General features: G+C 64.2%; 15 protein-coding genes and 1 riboswitch. Of the genes, 10 read left to right on the top strand and 5 right to left on the bottom strand.

Annotation, left to right across the window (positions count from 1 at the left end; all coding sequences use genetic code 11):
• The first annotated feature begins 26 nt into the window (after positions 1 to 26).
• Positions 27 to 1,559, top strand: a complete 1,533-nt coding sequence (locus BLT86_RS22490) for an AhpA/YtjB family protein (RefSeq protein ID WP_092379737.1) — start codon at positions 27 to 29, stop codon at positions 1,557 to 1,559.
• A gap of 65 nt (positions 1,560 to 1,624) precedes the next feature.
• Here BLT86_RS22490 and BLT86_RS22485 read toward each other — a convergent pair whose 3' ends face one another.
• The 4 genes from BLT86_RS22485 to BLT86_RS22470 all read right to left on the bottom strand — a co-directional run bounded on the left by BLT86_RS22485 (position 1,625) and on the right by BLT86_RS22470 (position 5,057).
• Complete coding sequence (locus BLT86_RS22485) at positions 1,625 to 2,533, bottom strand: hypothetical protein (RefSeq protein WP_017678646.1); 909 nt, start codon at positions 2,531 to 2,533, stop codon at positions 1,625 to 1,627.
• A gap of 146 nt (positions 2,534 to 2,679) precedes the next feature.
• Positions 2,680 to 3,489, bottom strand: a complete 810-nt coding sequence (locus BLT86_RS22480; protein ID WP_092379733.1) for an aldo/keto reductase — start codon at positions 3,487 to 3,489, stop codon at positions 2,680 to 2,682.
• Positions 3,486 to 4,661 carry an NAD(P)/FAD-dependent oxidoreductase gene (locus BLT86_RS22475; protein WP_092379731.1) on the bottom strand — a complete coding sequence of 392 codons (1,176 nt, stop codon included), beginning with the start codon at positions 4,659 to 4,661 and terminating at the stop codon, positions 3,486 to 3,488. The genes BLT86_RS22480 and BLT86_RS22475 overlap by 4 nt, the downstream gene beginning before the upstream one ends.
• 63 nt (positions 4,662 to 4,724) lie before the next feature.
• Positions 4,725 to 5,057 carry a DMT family transporter gene (locus BLT86_RS22470; protein WP_021487855.1) on the bottom strand — a complete coding sequence of 111 codons (333 nt, stop codon included), beginning with the start codon at positions 5,055 to 5,057 and terminating at the stop codon, positions 4,725 to 4,727.
• Between the two features lie 89 nt (positions 5,058 to 5,146).
• Between BLT86_RS22470 and BLT86_RS22465 the strand changes: the two genes are divergently transcribed.
• Positions 5,147 to 6,034, top strand: coding sequence for a LysR family transcriptional regulator (locus BLT86_RS22465; protein WP_092379729.1), 888 nt, complete (start codon positions 5,147 to 5,149; stop codon positions 6,032 to 6,034).
• Positions 6,035 to 6,221: 187 nt separating this feature from the next.
• Positions 6,222 to 7,487 carry a lipid IV(A) 3-deoxy-D-manno-octulosonic acid transferase gene (waaA, locus tag BLT86_RS22460; protein WP_092379727.1) on the top strand — a complete coding sequence of 422 codons (1,266 nt, stop codon included), beginning with the start codon at positions 6,222 to 6,224 and terminating at the stop codon, positions 7,485 to 7,487.
• Positions 7,488 to 7,679: 192 nt separating this feature from the next.
• Here waaA and BLT86_RS22455 read toward each other — a convergent pair whose 3' ends face one another.
• On the bottom strand, positions 7,680 to 9,122 hold the full coding sequence (locus tag BLT86_RS22455) for a TolC family outer membrane protein (RefSeq protein WP_092379725.1): 1,443 nt from the start codon (positions 9,120 to 9,122) through the stop codon (positions 7,680 to 7,682).
• A 223-nt stretch (positions 9,123 to 9,345) separates the two neighbouring features.
• Positions 9,346 to 9,452, top strand: a riboswitch (TPP riboswitch).
• A 97-nt stretch (positions 9,453 to 9,549) separates the two neighbouring features.
• Between BLT86_RS22455 and thiC the strand changes: the two genes are divergently transcribed.
• From thiC to BLT86_RS22420, 7 genes are all read left to right on the top strand, one after another.
• Positions 9,550 to 11,433, top strand: coding sequence for a phosphomethylpyrimidine synthase ThiC (gene thiC, locus BLT86_RS22450; protein WP_092379723.1), 1,884 nt, complete (start codon positions 9,550 to 9,552; stop codon positions 11,431 to 11,433).
• 239 nt (positions 11,434 to 11,672) lie between these two features.
• Positions 11,673 to 12,272 carry an NUDIX domain-containing protein gene (locus BLT86_RS22445; protein ID WP_021487850.1) on the top strand — a complete coding sequence of 200 codons (600 nt, stop codon included), beginning with the start codon at positions 11,673 to 11,675 and terminating at the stop codon, positions 12,270 to 12,272.
• Positions 12,263 to 12,715 carry a DUF1249 domain-containing protein gene (locus tag BLT86_RS22440; protein ID WP_021487849.1) on the top strand — a complete coding sequence of 151 codons (453 nt, stop codon included), beginning with the start codon at positions 12,263 to 12,265 and terminating at the stop codon, positions 12,713 to 12,715. Before BLT86_RS22445 ends, BLT86_RS22440 begins: the two co-directional genes overlap by 10 nt.
• Before the next feature lie 193 nt (positions 12,716 to 12,908).
• Positions 12,909 to 13,730 (top strand): 3',5'-cyclic-AMP phosphodiesterase, encoded by an 822-nt coding sequence (cpdA, locus tag BLT86_RS22435; protein WP_017678637.1) that lies wholly within the window; start codon positions 12,909 to 12,911, stop codon positions 13,728 to 13,730.
• A gap of 61 nt (positions 13,731 to 13,791) precedes the next feature.
• Positions 13,792 to 14,403 carry a YqiA/YcfP family alpha/beta fold hydrolase gene (locus BLT86_RS22430; RefSeq protein WP_017678636.1) on the top strand — a complete coding sequence of 204 codons (612 nt, stop codon included), beginning with the start codon at positions 13,792 to 13,794 and terminating at the stop codon, positions 14,401 to 14,403.
• A 15-nt stretch (positions 14,404 to 14,418) separates the two neighbouring features.
• On the top strand, positions 14,419 to 16,317 hold the full coding sequence (parE, locus tag BLT86_RS22425) for a DNA topoisomerase IV subunit B (protein ID WP_021487847.1): 1,899 nt from the start codon (positions 14,419 to 14,421) through the stop codon (positions 16,315 to 16,317).
• Positions 16,317 to 17,300, top strand: coding sequence for an esterase-like activity of phytase family protein (locus tag BLT86_RS22420; RefSeq protein WP_021487846.1), 984 nt, complete (start codon positions 16,317 to 16,319; stop codon positions 17,298 to 17,300). Before parE ends, BLT86_RS22420 begins: the two co-directional genes overlap by 1 nt.
• Positions 17,301 to 17,330: the final 30 nt, after the last annotated feature.

Here is a 17,330-nt window from a genome sequence, read left to right as displayed (position 1 = left end):
ACTTCAGTCGACAAGAGCCGTGCTCTGTGAACCGGCCCGCGCCCGTCAAACCCGATAACTTCTTCATCCTGATCTTCCACGCGCTGCGTCAGCGGCGGGTGCCTCTGGTGCTGCGCATCGCCAGCCACAGCCTGCTACTGGTGGCCTTGGCGATGGTCATCTATGCCTGGGTCATGGGCATGCAGTTCAAGCAGGCCATGCAGCAGCAGGCCGATGCACTGGGTCAGGCGCTGATCACCCAGACGGCGGCCTCGGCCACCGAACTGCTGGTGTCCAACGACATCCTCAGCCTCAACGTACTGCTGAACAACCTGGCGAAGAACCCGCTGGTGGCCCATGCGGCCATCTACAGCGTGGACAGTCGCATCCTCGCCGAAGCCGGCGCGCGCCCGACACGCAGCGTGCTGGGTGAAACCGAAGGTTTGTACTCCACCTCCATCACCTTCCAGGAAGTGATGGCCGGGCAGTTGCGCATCAGCCTGGACATGAGCCAGTTCCAGCAACCGATGACCATCAGCCTGCAGAGCATGGGCATTCTCAGCCTGATTCTGCTGGCACTGACCCTGTCACTGAGCATGCGCCTCGGCCGGCATATTTCCACCCCACTGCTGCAGATGCGCCTGTGGCTGCGCGACCCGGACGACCCTGCACCGGGCGCCGGACGCAACGACGAGATCGGTGATCTGGCGCGCCAGCTACAGGCGCGCCTGGTACCGGAAAAGCCGGAGCCCGAGCCGGAACTGGATGACGAACAGCTGCTCGATGACAGCGAGGACTACCTGCACGAAGAAGACGACGAGCGCTTCGACGAGCAGGAGGAGATCGCGGCCGAGCATGCTGCCTTCGATGAAGCGGACATCAGCGATGAGTATGGCGATGACGAGCCGCTCAAGCCCTGGCCTGACACGATAGAGCCGGATGACCCCTTTGCCGACCTGCGTGACGAGTCCGAGGTGCCTGCGCCGATCGCCAAGGCTCCGCGCCCATCGCAGGCCAGCGCCGTACTGGCCATTCAACTCGGGGCCCAGGAGCAGCTGCGTCGCCTGCCGCGCACGCGCCTGCTGGACCTGCTGGATCGTTATCGGGGTTGCCTGGAACAGGCTGCTGCGCTCTATCAGGGCCAACTTCATACCCTCAAGGACGGCAGCAGCCTGATGCTGTTCCACGAGCGCGAATGCGGCGAGGATTACCTGACCCACGCGATCTGCTGTGGCGAGCTGATGCGCGCCTTGGGCCATGCCCTGCAAATCGAGGTCGCCGACAGCGGTATCACCCTGCAACTGCAACTGGGCCTGACCCTGGGCAGTGATCTGGAAGAGCTGGGCCAAGCCGACCTGCTGCTCAGCGACAGCGCCCTGGACGCCCTGGCCTTGTCGCAACACAGCCGCAATCTGCTGCTGGTCGAGCAACGCGTCGCACAGGATGCCCTGGCTCGCCAGCGCGCCCGCATCCGCCCGATTGCCAGCCCGGAAGGAGCCAGCTGCGTGGAGCGCCTGCTCGACCCTTATCCGGCACTACTGGAGCGGCAACTGACGCGCATGCACGACAGCCGAGTGTGAAAGCGGCGCAGCCCATGTAGGGCGGGTGCAACCCGCCAGACGGCCAACGACGGGTTACACCCGCCCTACGCGCTGGCCAATGCTCGCCGCTGCGGCGGTTTCACACCGTAGCGCTGCAGCCAGTCCTTCCAGCGAATCCGCTCGTCACGTACCAGCCAGCCATCCTGTTCGGCAAAACTCTCCGACAACCATACCCCTCGGGTGCTGGCAGGCAGCAGCTCGCCCTTGCGCAGGGTGAACAGCCCACCGCTGGGTACACCACGCTGCAATGCCAACAAGTAGATATCCGGCCGGCGACGCTCCAGCCGCGCCACCAGGCGGCCGTCTTCCAAACACTCATCGACGTGAAACAGACTCAGCTGACGGGCATCACGTGGCAGCTCCAGGCTCAGGTCATACACCAGCTGCAAGGATGCGGTAGGCAGATGCACGTAGGCGCGCGGGCGCTCGAGCAAGGTCAGGTTGCCGCACTGCACTGGCCGCGCGGCGCCGGACAGCGGGCTGAGGCGAAAGTGACTCGACTCGCGATAACGCAGCGCGCCCTGATAGGGCGTGGGCAACCAGGTATCGGCGAAACGCCCGCTCAGCCAGCCATCGGCGCTCTCCAGCAGGCACTCCTCGGCGACTTCCTGAATGGCGGTGAGCAGCGGCAGGTTGAGCTCATGCGCCGGCACATAGCCGGAAATCAGCTTGAGCACGGTGTCGCCGCGATCCGGCCGCCGCTGGCGCACCAGCAACCAGTAATCACGGCCATGCAGGCGCAGGGTCAGACGCACCGAGACGCCGAGGTTGGCCAGCTCGACGGAAAACCGCGAGCTGTCCGCCACTTCGATCGGGCGGCGACGTTCGAGCATCTGCTGGAAATTCAGTGGCTGTCCCAGGCTCTGGTAGCTCAGCCCATCCGGGCTGGCTTCGACGAATAGCGGCAGGGTCTTGAAGTTACTCGGGTCCTTGCGGATCAGCGTACGCGGCATCTCGACTCCTTGTTCCAACTGGGCGTGAGACGGCTCGGCAGCCAGCGCTCACGCGAGGATCAGGTTGAAGCGAAAACCGCTCAAGGCTGCCCCAAGCCGACCACCCAGCACAACCCAAGGCTGTAAGAGGACGTGACCGGGGGGCCTCAGCGGATGCCCTGTAAAACCGCCGCCACAGTCGCGACATTGGCCGCCAGGTGCGCGGGCGTGATGGTGCCGACGATGGCGCTGCTGACACCCGGATGCGCGAAGATCAGCTCGAAGCTGGCGCGCACCGGGTCGACACCTTCGGCCAGGCAGGCATGCCCGCTGGCCAGCGCCTTCTTGATCAGGATGCCCTTGGCGTGACTGGCAGCGTAGTCCAATACCGGCTTCTCGCCCTGCTCACTCAGGTTATAAGTGACCATGGCGCAGTCGCCTTGTTCCAGCGCCAGCAGCCCACCCTCGACGGTCTTGCCGGAAATGCCATAGCCGAGGATCTTGCCCTCACGCTTGAGCTCGGCCAGCGTCTCGTACACACCTGTCTCGCGCAGCACTGCAAGATCGTTGCCGTCGGAATGCACCAGCAGCAGATCGATACGGTCGGTCTCCAGGCGCTTGAGGCTGCGCTCGACCGAGAGGCGAGTATGTGCGGGGGAGAAATCGAAGTGCGATCGCCCCTGCTCGAACTCCTCACCGGTCTTGCTGACGATCACCCACTCATCACGCTGGCCACGCAGCAGCGGGCCGAGGCGCTGCTCGCTGACACCGTAGGCCGGCGCGGTATCGATCAGATTGATGCCCAGCTCTCGCGCCTGTCGCAACAAGGCCAGTGCCTGTGCATCGTCGGGAATGGTGAAGCCGTTGGGGTACTTGACGCCCTGATCACGACCGAGCTTGACCGTGCCCAGGCCCAGCGGCGAAACCTGAAAACCAGTGGAGCCCAGCGGACGATGCAGATTGTGCAGCGAGGTCATGGCAGCAACGTCTCCCATACCGGCTGGCCCAGCGGCGGGCGCGGCAGTGCGGGCAGCGGCGCATGACTTGCCGGTTGCAGATTATCGCGCTGCAGCGTGGCCAGTACGCGATCAGCGAAATCCGGCGCCAGCGCCAGCTTGGTCGGCCAGCCCACCAACAGGCGCTGCTGTTCTGCGAGAAAGGCGTTGTCCGGGCGCACCAGGCCCGACTGCGCGGGTTCGGCGCGATCCACTCGCAATGTCGCCCAACGCGTCTGACTCTGGTCGACCCAGGGCAGCAACGCTGCCATTTCCTTCTGTGCTGCCTGAATCTGCGCCGCCTCGTCGCGGGCGACGCCATCGGCTTCGGCTAGGTCGCCGCCGAGGTACCAGACCCATTGGCCATCGGCCGCCGGATGGGTGGTCACGGTGACCCGAGGCTTCGGCCCGCCACCAAGGCAATGGGCGTACAAGGGTTTCAGCGCCGGCCCCTTGGCCAGCACCATATGCAGCGGGCGCAACTGCTGCGCGGGCTGCTCGACGCCCAGTGCGGCGAGCAGGTCGGCAGTGCCGGCACCGGCACTGAGCACCACACGCTGCGCACGAATCTCGTGTCCGTCGACGATCAACCCGCACAGCTCCGCGTTTTCCTGCAGCGGCTCGATCCGCTCGGCGGCCAGCAGGCTGTCGCCCGCCAGCTCGGCCAGGCGCGCGATCAGGCTCGGCACATCGAGCACCAGCTCGGCGAGACGATAGACCTTGCCCTTGAACTTAGGATGCTGCAGCGCCGGCGGCAATTGCTCGCCCTTGACCTGATCGACCCGCCCCCGCACCGCCTTGCTGGCGAAGAAGCTGGTGAGGTTGCCGGCCAGGGTACCGGGCGACCACAGGTAATGTGCGTCGGAAAGAATGCGTACGCCGGACAGATCCAGCTCGCCATTACCGGCCAGCGCCTCGCGCCAGCGGCGCGGCATATCGGCGATGGCCTCGGAGGCACCGGTCAGCGCGCCATGCAGGGCGTATTTGGCGCCGCCATGGATGATGCCCTGCGACTTCAGGCTCTGCCCGCCGCCCAGGCTGCCGCGCTCCACCAGAACGGTGGAGAAACCCTGCTGACGCAGGCGCGCGTTGAGCCAGAGGCCGGCGATACCGCCGCCGACGATCAGGACATCGGTGCTGAGAGACTGGGACATGAACGGGCCTCGGCGAAAAACAGGCGCGCAGTATAACCCGTCAGCTACCCCACCCGCGGCCCATCAGTGCCCGGTCGATTGCGAGAACAGCTGAATCACCACCACGCCACTGACGATCAGCCCCATGCCGAGCACGGCCGGCAGATCGAGCTTTTGCTGGTAGATGAACATCGCCGCGATGCTGACGAGGACGATGCCCAACCCCGCCCAGATGGCGTAGGCGATGCCCACCGGGATGGTGCGCACCACCAGAATCAGCATCCAGAAGGCGATCGCGTAACCGCCGATCACCAGCAATAGCGGCAGGGGTTTGTTGAAGCCGTCGATAGCCTTCATCGAGGTGGTGGCAACCACTTCGGCCGCGATGGCAATGGCGAGATAGAGGTATCCGGGCATGATGGCGACTCCTGAAAGATGAGCGCAATTCTAAGTTCTTCCATGATGGGATAAAGTCATTACCTATCTGTATTTGAGATAGGTCAGCCATGAACTGGAATCTCGATCAACTGCAACTGTTCGTCCGTACCGCCGAGAGCCGCTCCTTTTCTGCTGCAGCTCGGCAAACCGGACGCGCACAATCGGCGGTCAGCACCGCCATCGCCCTGCTCGAAAGCGATCTTGGCGTCACCCTCTTCGAACGTAGCAGCGGTCGCCAGCCACAGCTGACCGAGGCAGGCGCGTCGCTGCTGGAGCAGGCGCGCAGCGTGTTGCAGCAGTGCGAGCGCCTCGATGGCCGCGCGCTGGGTCTGGCACGAGGCGAGGAGGCGCGCCTGCGTCTGGCGCAGGACGAGGCCATGCCCTACCAGCCGGTACTGGCCAGCCTGGAGGCACTAGCCGACGCCTTCCCCCTGCTCGAAGTGCAGCTTTCCAGCGGCGCCCAGGGCGACGTGGCGCGCAAGCTGCTGCAGCACCAGGCCGATCTTGGCCTGCTGTTTCATCACGAACAGATGCCACGCGCATTGGAAAGCCAGCGCCTGGGCACCATCGAGATGGTCACGGTATGCAGCCCGCAACACCCGCTGGCCGAACTCGGCAGCGTGGAACGTCGCGACCTGGCCGAACATCGTCAACTGCTGATGACGCCGCAGGACAGCCACTACCCCGGCGGCGAGCAGATCAGTCCACTGGTGTGGCGCGCCGACAGCTTCTACGTCATGGCCGAGCTGGTGATACGTGGCGTGGGCTGGGCCTGGCTGCCACGCCACGTAGCGCAGTACCCAACCTACCAGGGCCACCTGCAGGAACTGCGCAGCGACTGGGCACCGCTGCCGCTGGTGGTGGAACTGGTCTGCCGTCGCGACGGTGCACTCGGTCCTGCTGCCAACTGGCTGGCCGACTGCCTGGCGCGCGAACTGCTACGTCCGCAGGCATGATCGCGCTTCCAGAGGATGACCGGCGACGCTAGCAGGCCGTTGAAAAACGTAGGCGAGGCAGCCAATGCAAGGCAAAAACAGGCGAAAAAGCGGAGTTTACGAGCTGTAAATGAGCATTTTGAGCCTGTTTTTAACGCAGCAGTGGCAACGCAGATAGTTTTTCAACAGCCTGCTAAGCTGCGCCCCCATGAACAGACTTCTCTATACCCTGCTGCTGCACCTGGCCCTGCCCCTGATTGCCCTGCGTCTGGCCCTGCGCGCGCGCAAGGCGCCGGCTTACGCTCGGCGTATCAATGAACGTTTCTCCTTCGGCCTGCCAGCGATGAAACCGGGCGGCATCTGGGTGCACGCGGTATCGGTCGGGGAAAGCATTGCCGCCGCGCCGATGATCCGCGCGCTGCAGGCGCATTATCCGGACCTGCCGATCACCGTGACCTGCATGACGCCGACCGGCTCCGAGCGCATTCAGGCGCTGTTCGGTGCAAGCGTGCAGCACTGCTACCTGCCCTATGACCTTCCCTGGGCCGCCGCGCGTTTTATTGATTGCGTACAACCACGTCTAGCCGTGGTGATGGAAACCGAGCTATGGCCGAACCACATCCATCAGTGCGCCAAGCGCGGTATCCCGGTGGCCCTGGCCAATGCGCGCCTTTCCGAGCGCTCGGCACGCGGCTATGCGCGCTTTGGCCAACTCACCGCACCGATGCTCGGCGAACTGTCGCTGATCGCCGTGCAGACCCAGACCGAGGCGCAGCGTTTTCTCGATCTCGGCGCTCGCCCTGGCTGCGTGGAAGTCACCGGTTCGATCAAGTTCGACCTGAAGATCGACGCCGAACTACTGCAACGCGCAGATGCGTTGCGCCAGCAATGGCAGGCAACGACTCGACCTGTCTGGATCGCTGCCAGCACCCATGCCGGTGAAGACGAGATCGTCCTCGCCGCCCATCGCCAGTTGCTGCAGACGCGACCGGATGCACTGCTGATTCTGGTGCCACGTCACCCCGAACGCTTCAACTCGGTCCATGAGCTGTGCATCAGCGAAGGGCTAACTACTCGCCGCCGCTCCACGGCTGAAGCCGTGCAAGCCAGCGACCAGGTGCTGCTGGGCGACACCATGGGTGAGCTGCTGTTTCTCTACGCGCTGGCGGATATCGCCTTCGTCGGCGGCAGCCTGGTGGCCAATGGCGGCCATAACCTGCTGGAGCCAGCCGCACTGGGCAAGCCGGTGCTGAGCGGCCCGCACCTGTTCAACTTCCTGGAAATCGCCGCGCAATTGCGTGAGGCCGGCGCCCTGGGCGAGGTGGAAAACGCCGCGCAACTGGCGGACAGGGTTGCCGCACTGCTGGGCGAGCCGAGCGAGATGCAGCGCATGAGCCAGGCAGGCCTGAGCGTGCTCAAGGCCAACCAGGGCGCGCTGGAGCGCTTGCTGGAGGGCTTGCAGCGTCTTCTGTAGCCCGGATGCAATCCGGGACAAGCATCACGCCGGCAATTCCCCGGATTACATCCGGGCTACGACTGATTTAGCTCGGTTCAAACACGGGTAGCGCACCGCCAACCTGATCGGTGCCCGCAGCGCACCCTACGCGCCATATCGCCGAAACGAAAAGCCCGACGCGAGTCGGGCTTTTCGTTTGCTGCGAAGGAATCAGAAATCCGGATTACCTTGCAGGCGCGACTCGGCGGCCGAAGCCAGATCTGGCGGCAGGAAGTCCTTGTCCGGGTTGTAGTCCGGCTTGAGGAAGCTGCCCAGCGCTTCCAGGTCGGCCGGACTGAGAGTGCCGGCGGCCTGCTTCAAACGCAGGTTGTTGAGGATGTAGTCGTAGCGCGCGTCGTTGTAGTTGCGCACGGCGCTGTATAGCTGACGCTGGGCATCGAGCACGTCGACGATGTTGCGGGTACCGACCTGATAGCCGATCTCGGTGGCCTCCAGCGCACTCTGGTTGGAAATGATCGACTGACGCCGCGCCTGCACGGTTTCCACATCGGTGTTCACCGCACGGAACAGGTTGCGGGTGTTTTGCACCACCTGGCGACGCAGGCTTTCGCGCAGCTGCTCAGTCTGCCCGAGACGCTGGTAGGCCTCGCGCACCTGCGAGCTGGTCAGGCCGCCGCTGTAGATCGGGATGTTCAGTTGCAGGCCGATGGAACGCTGCGAAACGTCGCCGCTATAACGCGGAGACAGAGGAGAACCGGAGTTGGTGAAGCCCAGGCTGTCGTTATCGCCCTTCTGGTAGCTGGCCACGGCGTCGAGGGTCGGCGCATGGCCAGCCTTGCGCTGACGCAAGCTCTCTTCGGCGGCCGTCACGGCGTACAGGCTGGCCTGCAGATTGAGGTTCTGCGCCGCGGCGGTGTCGACCCAGGCCTTGGCATCATTCGGCGTCGGCGCCAGCACCGGCAGGGTGTGGACGATCCCCTCGACGGCCAGATAATCGCGGTTGGTCAGAGTCACCAGGGCTTCGAAGGCATCATCCACCGCGCGCTCGGCGAGCAGGCGGTTGGCGCGCGCAGTATCGAAACCGGCCTGCGCTTCGAGCACGTCGGTCTTGTCGGACAGACCGACGTCGAAACGTTCATTGGCCTGATCCAGCTGACGCTTGAAGGCAGCCTCTTCGGCCCGGGTCGAGGCCAGATTGTCCTGCGCACGCAGCACGGCGAAGTAGGTTTCGGCGCTCTGCAGGATCAGGTTCTGCTCAGTCGCCGACAACTCCAGTGCGGCCTGCTCACTGGTCGCTTCGGCCGCCTGCAGCTGGAACCAGCGGTCGGCGCGAAACAGTGGCTGGCTGAGGTTGGCCTGATACACCAGACCACTGCGCGAGACAGTGGCGCTGGGCGAATCTATTTCGGTGCGCGTATCGCCGTAGTTGGCGCCTGCGGACAGGTTGGGCAGCAACCCTGCACGCGCCTGCGGTACGACTTCGCGGCGCGCCTGATAATCGGCGCGCGCGGCGGCGATATCGGCATTGTTCTTCGCCGCTTCCTGATACACGGTGACCAGGTCGGTCTTGGAGGGCAGCGGGGCCTCTTCGGCCTGAACCAGAGCCACCGAAGCGGCGGCCACGGCAATTGCCAGGGATAGTCTGCGCAACATGATGGATGTCGATCCTTGAATAGGCGGTAATCGGCAAGGCTACGGGTCGCCACAGTCGGGGGTCAAGCGCGCCATGGACGGCATCAGTCTAGCTGGCGGCAAGCTATGTTGCTCGTCGGGAACAATCCGCCACCAGCAGCGCGAGCAGTCGCTTTCCGACGCACGGGTCGATATTTATTGACCGCCGAGTTGGTTTTCTCCCACCAGCTTGTTTAGACTGCCCGAGTTCTTGTCGGGGTGCCCCAAATGCGGGGCTGAGATTGGCAGCTGCCGGATCCCGTTGAACCTGATCAGGTTAAGGCCTGCGTAGGGAACAAGATGTCCTCGCCAGCGTACCGGCGAGTCCTCTCGGCACCGCCCACGGTGTATCTCGCGCCCTTCGTCCGCTCAGGTTCCAACTCCGACATCTATCCCGGAGAGAGCCTTGATGAGCACACAACAACAAAAGAACCTGAGCGAAAGCGCCCAGGTCGACCAGCAGTCGGTACAACCCTTCCCCCGTTCGCAGAAAGTCTACGTACAAGGCTCGCGCCCGGACATCCGCGTGCCGATGCGCGAGATCAGCCTGGACGTGACGCCGACCGACTTCGGTGGCGAGATCAACGCCCCGGTCACCGTCTACGACACCTCCGGCCCCTACACCGACCCGAACGTCACCATCGACGTGCGCAAGGGCCTGGCCGACGTGCGCAGCGCCTGGATCGAAGACCGCGGTGACACCGAGAAACTGCCGGGCCTGTCCTCCGAGTTCGGCCAGCGCCGCCTGAACGATGCCGAGCTGACCAAGATGCGCTTCGCCCACGTGCGCAACCCGCGCCGGGCCAAGGCTGGGCACAACGTCAGCCAGATGCATTACGCCAAGAAGGGCATCATCACGCCCGAGATGGAATACATCGCCATCCGCGAAAACATGAAGCTGGCCGAGGCGCGTGAAGCCGGTCTGCTCAACGAACAGCACGCCGGGCACAGCTTCGGCGCTGCCATCCCGAAAGAGATCACCCCCGAGTTCGTGCGCAGCGAAGTGGCTCGTGGCCGCGCCATCATCCCGGCCAACATCAACCACGTGGAGCTGGAGCCGATGATCATCGGCCGCAACTTCCTGGTGAAGATCAACGGCAATATCGGCAACTCGGCGCTCGGCTCGTCCATCGAAGAAGAAGTGGCCAAGCTGACCTGGGGCATCCGCTGGGGTTCGGACACCGTGATGGACCTGTCCACCGGCAAGCACATCCACGAAACCCGCGAGTGGATCATCCGCAACTCGCCGGTACCGATCGGCACCGTGCCGATCTATCAGGCGCTGGAAAAGGTCGGCGGCATTGCCGAAGACCTGACCTGGGAGCTGTTCCGCGACACCCTGATCGAGCAGGCCGAGCAGGGCGTGGACTACTTCACCATCCACGCCGGCGTACTGCTGCGCTATGTGCCAATGACTGCCAAGCGCGTTACCGGCATCGTTTCGCGCGGCGGCTCGATCATGGCCAAGTGGTGCCTGGCGCACCATAAAGAGAACTTCCTCTACACCCATTTCGAAGACATCTGCGAAATCATGAAGGCCTACGACGTCAGCTTCTCGCTGGGCGATGGCCTGCGTCCGGGCTCGATTGCCGACGCCAACGACGAAGCGCAGTTCGGTGAACTGGAAACCCTCGGCGAACTGACCAAGATCGCCTGGAAGCACGACGTGCAGTGCATGATCGAAGGCCCCGGCCACGTGCCGATGCAACTGATCAAGGAGAACATGGACAAGCAGCTCGAATGCTGCGACGAGGCGCCGTTCTATACCCTCGGCCCGCTGACCACCGACATCGCGCCGGGCTACGACCACATCACCAGCGGCATCGGCGCAGCGATGATCGGCTGGTTCGGCTGCGCCATGCTCTGCTACGTCACGCCCAAGGAGCACCTGGGCCTGCCGAACAAGGATGACGTGAAGACCGGCATCATCACTTACAAGATCGCCGCCCACGCGGCCGACCTGGCCAAAGGGCACCCGGGCGCGCAGATCCGCGACAACGCCCTGTCCAAGGCGCGCTTCGAGTTCCGCTGGGAAGACCAGTTCAACCTCGGCCTCGACCCGGACACCGCCCGCGCCTTCCACGACGAGACGCTGCCGAAGGATTCGGCCAAGGTGGCACACTTCTGCTCCATGTGCGGGCCGAAGTTCTGCTCGATGAAGATCACCCAGGAAGTGCGCGAGTACGCCAAGGAGCAGCGCATCGACGCCGTCGATCTGGATGCCGAGCAAGGCATGCAGGCCAAGGCCGAGGAATTCAAGGCGCAAGGCAGCCAACTCTACCAACGCGTGTAGCAGGCAGTCATGGAAGCTTGATCTGGCAGCGCTATGCTCGCTAGTGTGACAGGTAACGGGCCGCATCAGACCGTGTGAAAACGTAGCGAGCGAAGCTCAGGCAAGGCATAGAACGGCGAAAAGCGCAGCTTACGAGTTGTAAATGAGCATTTTGAGCCGTTTTTTAACGCAGCATGAGCGAGCGCAGTAGTTTTCACACAGTCTGAGCTTGGCCCGTTACGACTATCTGGGGAGTTGCCATGGGCAAAGACGACATCGACATCATCGAGCGCGAGAACTGCTTTCGCGGCTTCTACCGCCTCGACCGGATCAAGCTGCGCCATCGCCAGTTCGCCGGCAACATGGGCCCGCAGCTGACCCGCGAGCTGTTCGTGCGTCACGACGCCGTGTGCGTGCTGCCTTACGATCCGCAGCGCGACGAAGTGGTGCTGATCGAGCAGTTTCGCGTCGGTGCCATGGACAAGAGCGCCAACCCCTGGCTGCTGGAGCTGGTCGCAGGCCTGATCGACAAGGACGAGGAGCCCGAGGAGGTCGCGCGTCGCGAAGCCATCGAGGAAGCCGACCTGCCCCTGACGTCGCTGTGGCCGATCACCCAGTACTACCCTTCGCCTGGTGGCTCGGACGAGCGCGTGCATCTGTTCGTCGGTCGCTGCAGCAGTGAAGGTGCCGGCGGTGTGCATGGTCTGCCCGAAGAAGGCGAGGACATCCGGGTACAGGTGATGCCGCTGGAGGATGCCCTGGCCGCCGTGCGCGACGGGCGTATCGACAACGCCGCCAGCATCATCGCCCTGCAATGGCTGGCGCTGAACCGCGACGAAGTGCGGGGGATGTGGTCGTGAATCTGCTACGCGAGCGCTATCGGGTCGACCTGGTCGAGCTGCAAGCGGCTTGCGAGGCCAACTACGCGCGCCTGATGCGCCTGCTGCCGAACATGCGTGAGCACACGGAAAGCCGACGCGTGGCGCTGAGCCAGGGTGAGCATCTGCTCGGCGTGCTGGCGCTGGACGTGTTGGAAAGTTGCCCCTACACCACCACCCTGTGCGTGCGCCAGGAACACAGCCTGCCCTGGCTACCGGTGCCGCAGCTGGAAGTGCGGGTCTATCACGACGCGCGCATGGCCGAGGTCGTCAGCGCAGAGAACGCACGTCGCCTGCATATTCGCTACCCCTACCCCAACGCGGCGATGCATCAACCGGACGAAAAGAGTCAGCTCAACCTGTTCCTCGGCGAATGGCTGAGCCATTGCCTGGCCTGCGGGCATGAACCGCAGCCGGTGATGTAAGGCGGCGATCAAGCTTTTCGATGCCTGGCCGATAGCGCGGCGTCGTATTGTTTGGGCGGCCCGCCCTGCCTGACGACTGTCGCGAACGATGGCAAAAAGCGCTTCTGGCGTTTTTTCTGTGACCTGCGTCCGCTTCCCGGGTTTTCCCTTTGCTGCGGCAACCACCATAATTCACCCGATTGCGCCCTAGGAGATGGTCTTGCCGAGCCTGCCCACCCAATCCACTGATTCCTCGGTACTGCTGGTGCAGTTGTCCGACAGTCACCTGTTCGCCGAAGCGGACGGCAAGCTGCTGGGCATGGATACTTGCGACAGCCTGCAGCGGGTGATCGAACGGGTCCTGCAGGAACAGCCGCAGATCGACCTGATTCTGGCTACAGGTGATCTTTCGCAGGACGGCAGCGAAGCGTCGTATCAGCGCTTTCGCCAACTCACCTCAGCCATCGACGCACCAACCCGCTGGCTGGCCGGCAATCATGACGAAATCCCTCCCATGCAGGCCGCCTGCCAGGGCAGCGAGCTGCTGGAGCCGGTGATCGACCTTGGTGCCTGGCGCATCGTCATGCTCGATTCATCGATCCCCGGCGCGGTGCCCGGTTTTCTTGCCGACAGTCAACTCGAACTGCTCGAACGCGCCCTCAGCGAAGCGCCGCAGCGCCATCACCTGATCTGCCTGCACCACCATCCGGTCTCCATCGGCTGCAAGTGGATGGAACCCATCGGCCTGCGCAACCCCGACGCCCTGTTCGCCGTGCTCGACCGCTACCCGCAGGCACGCACCGTGCTCTGGGGGCATATCCATCAGGAGTTCGACCAGCAGCGCGGTAATCTGCGCCTGCTCGCCTCGCCTTCGACCTGCGTGCAGTTCGCGCCGGGCAGCGAGGAGTTTCAGGTGGACAGCGAAGCCCCCGGCTATCGCTGGCTGCGCCTGCATGCCGACGGCAGGCTGGACACCGGTGTATCGCGCGTCACCGGCATCCACTTCGAAGTGGACTACAGCGTCAAGGGTTACTGACATACCCCCAATCAGCTTGAAGCTTGCAGCTTGAGGCCCCGGACGAGTAGCCTCCCGCTCCATGACCGCATCCATCCTCTATATACACGGCCTGAACAGCTCGCCAGCCTCGCACAAGGCCAGCCAGTTGAGCCGCGCCATGGCCCACCTGGGCCTGGAAAACCAGTTGCGCGTACCGGCCCTGCATCATCATCCGCGCCAGGCCATCGCCCAGTTGCAGGCGCTGATCAGCGAACTCGGGGCGCCGGTGCTGGTGGGCAGCTCCCTGGGTGGCTACTACGCCACTTACCTGGCCGAACAGCATGGACTCAAGGCGCTGCTGATCAACCCGGCCGTGCAGCCGCACCTGCGTTTCGACGGCTACCTGGGCCCACAGAAGAATTACTACAGCGACGAGACCTGGGACCTCACCGAGGATCACGTCCACGCGCTGGCCGAACTCGACGTTGCAGCGCCGAACGACCCGGCGCGTTACCAGATCTGGCTACAGACCGGCGACGAAACCCTCGACTACCGTGACGCCGAGCGTTACTACCGCGCCTGCGCCCTGCGCATCCAGGCCGGGGGCGACCACGGCTTCCAGGGCTTCGCCGAACGCCTGCCGACACTCTTCGCTTTTGCCGGCATTAACGCCACACTTTGGCGCGATACCGACTTTTCCGCATTCAATTGACGACCAAGAGACCCTATGGCCCAGCAGAACGCCTATAACGCAGACGCCATCGAAGTCCTTTCCGGCCTCGACCCGGTGCGCAAGCGCCCGGGCATGTACACCGACACCACACGCCCCAACCACCTGGCCCAAGAAGTCATCGACAACAGCGTCGACGAAGCCCTGGCCGGGCACGCCAAGTCGATCCAGGTGATCCTCCACGAGGATAATTCGCTGGAAGTGCTCGACGATGGCCGTGGCATGCCGGTGGATATCCACCCGGAAGAAGGCGTACCGGGCGTCGAGCTGATCCTTACCAAGCTGCATGCCGGCGGCAAGTTCAGCAACAAGAACTACCAGTTCTCCGGTGGTCTGCATGGCGTCGGCATCAGCGTCGTCAATGCCCTGTCGACCCGCGTGGTGGTCACCGTCAAGCGTGACGGCAACGAATACCAGATGAGCTTTGCCGACGGCCTCAAGGCCAGCGAGCTGGAAGTCATCGGCAGCGTCGGCAAGCGCAACACCGGCACCAGCGTGCATTTCTGGCCGGACGCCAAGTACTTCGACTCCTTCAAGTTCTCCATCAGCCGCCTCAAGCATGTGCTCAAGGCCAAGGCCGTACTCTGCCCGGGCCTGAACGTCAGCTTCGAAGACAAAGCCTCGGGCGAGAAGGTCGAGTGGCATTACGAGGACGGCCTGCGCTCCTATCTGGTCGATGCCGTCAGCGAATTCGAGCGGCTGCCGGCCGAGCCCTTCGTCGGCAGCCTGGCTGGCAACAAGGAAGCCGTGGACTGGGCCCTGCTGTGGCTGCCTGAAGGCGGCGACGCGGTGCAGGAAAGCTACGTCAACCTGATCCCCACCGCGCAGGGCGGCACCCACGTCAACGGCCTGCGCCAGGGCCTGCTCGATGCCATGCGCGAGTTCTGCGAGTTCCGCAACCTGCTGCCGCGTGGCGTGAAACTGGCCCCGGAAGATGTCTGGGAACGCATTGCCTTCGTTCTCTCGATGAAGATGCAGGACGCGCAATTCTCCGGCCAGACCAAGGAGCGCCTGTCCTCGCGCGAAGCCGCCGCCTTCGTCTCCGGTGTGGTCAAGGATGCCTTCAGCCTGTGGCTCAATGCCCATCCGGAAACCGGCCTGGCGCTGGCCGAACTGGCCATCAGCAACGCCGGCCGCCGCCTCAAGGCCGGCAAGAAGGTCGAGCGCAAGAAGATCACTCAAGGCCCGGCGCTGCCCGGCAAGCTGGCCGACTGCGCGGGGCAGAACCCGCTGCGTTGCGAGCTGTTCCTGGTCGAGGGTGACTCCGCCGGCGGCAGCGCCAAGCAGGCACGCGACAAGGAGTTCCAGGCCATCATGCCGCTGCGCGGCAAGATCCTGAACACCTGGGAAGTGGACGGCAGCGAAGTCCTGGCCTCACAGGAAGTGCACGATATCGCCGTGGCCGTCGGTATCGATCCCGGCTCCAGCGACCTGAGCGGGCTGCGCTACGGCAAGATCTGCATCCTTGCCGACGCCGACTCCGACGGCCTGCACATCGCCACCCTGCTCTGCGCCCTGTTCGTGCGTCACTTCCGCCCGCTGGTGGATGCCGGTCACGTCTACGTGGCCATGCCGCCGCTGTACCGCATCGATCTGGGCAAGGAGATCTTCTACGCCCTCGACGACGCCGAGCGCGACGGCATCCTCGACCGCCTGGTGGCCGAGAAACGTCGCGGCAAGCCACAGGTCACCCGCTTCAAGGGCCTCGGCGAGATGAACCCGCCGCAGCTGCGCGAAACCACCATGGACCCCAACACCCGACGTCTGGTGCAACTGACCCTGGATGATTTCGAAGGCACCCGCGAAGTGATGGACATGCTGCTGGCGAAAAAACGCGCCGGTGATCGCAAGAGCTGGCTGGAAACCAAGGGCAACCTGGCCGAGGTACTGGCCTGATGCGTAATCACCTCCTTGCACTCGGTCTGTTGGCCGGCGTCGCGAACGCCGAGCCAGTGGTGCTGGAAGAGCTCAAGCTGGAGGCCGAATACCCGGTGACGGAAATGCCGGGCGGCAACCTGTCCGGCCTGGCCCTGTGCGGCGAAACGCTGTGGGCAGTTTCCGACCGTGACGACGACCGCCTCTATCAACTGCATAGAGAGGAAGGGCTGCTGCGCGCCGAAGCAGAAACCTTCGTTGCTCCCGAACCGCCCGAGAGCGCCCTGCCCTGGGGCCTGCGCATGCGCAACTGGGTGGCCGGCCTGGTACGCGGTGGCGCACTGGATTTCGAGGGAATGTCCTGCGACGCACAAGGCAACCGTTACCTGGTCAGCGAAACCCGCGCCGCCGTACTGCAGGTCAGCAGCAACGGCAACGCGCAGTGGCTCAACCTGCCCAGCGGACTGGTGCGCCAGGCCCGCGCCAGCGGCATGCTGCTGCACTTCAACCAGGGCTTCGAAGGCATCGCCATCGATCCGGCCGGTGATCGCCTGTGGCTGGCTGCCGAACAGCGCCGCCGCGGCCTCACAGTACTGCATCGTCGCGGCAGCGGCTGGCGTTGTACCGGCGGCTGCGTGCTGACCAGCGAAAGCGGTGACGAGGCGTCGCCCGAAGCGCTCGGCGGCCATATGGCACCACGCGACTTCTCCGGCCTGGCCTATTTCGGTGAAAAGCTCTTTACCCTTGAGCGTCAGGCCCACCGTATCTGCCGGCGCACACTGAGCGACGGTGTCGCGGAGATCTGCTGGTCGTTCGCCAGCGAAGCCCTGAGCGAACCACGCCGCTACGCACCGGACTACGGCATGGCCGAAGCGCTGTGGATCGACAAGGATGGCGCCTGGATCGGCGTCGACAACGGCAGCCAGACCCGCGCCGATGGCGAAGAGCGTCCCATCGTCTGGCGTTTTGCCGCGCCCAAGGGCGGCTGGAGCCGGCGCCCGTGAGCGAACAGACGCCGGGCCGTCGTGCCGGAC

It is taken from the genome of Pseudomonas sihuiensis, from assembly GCF_900106015.1.
GTDB classification, from domain to species: domain Bacteria; phylum Pseudomonadota; class Gammaproteobacteria; order Pseudomonadales; family Pseudomonadaceae; genus Aquipseudomonas; species Aquipseudomonas sihuiensis.
This window is presented reverse-complemented; position numbering and strand designations above follow the sequence as displayed.